The 444-nt window shown below is 43.7% G+C and carries 1 pseudogene; it reads left to right on the forward strand.

Annotated elements, in window-relative coordinates:
* Window positions 1–444: pseudogene (locus tag ACSZPU_RS26320) on the forward strand (shufflon system plasmid conjugative transfer pilus tip adhesin PilV); the annotation flags it as partial.

Below are 444 nucleotides of genomic sequence, written 5' to 3' on the forward strand. Positions count from 1 at the left end.
TCTGTCTGTACCATTACCTACCAGACATTGATCAATGAAGGATTATTGCCTTCCTCTTTTACTGGCGTGAATATCAATAAATCCGCCTATACCATTTTACTGAAAAGGAACGGAACGGCTCCCAACTATGTAATCAACGGATTAATCACGACGAACTCTGCATGGACATCAGGAAACAGAGTTCGTTACGATCTGCTTGGAAAGGCCATGCAGACAGCAGGTGTTGACAGTGGCATGAGCAAACTTACTAACCAGATCTCAGGTTATAGCGGTTTGTGGTCTGAAACGACATCAGGATTTTCCAGCATCAACAAAGTGGGTCTGCTTGGCTATCGTGTGGGTTATGATTCTTCTATGTACTCGGTTTACTGTCAACAGCAGTCGAACTTTGACCCACCTTTGTTTAACAACAGCAGTTGTAATTTGACCCACCTGATCACTCAG

The organism is Phytobacter sp. V69, assembly GCF_965644215.1.
Lineage (GTDB): Bacteria > Pseudomonadota > Gammaproteobacteria > Enterobacterales > Enterobacteriaceae > Phytobacter.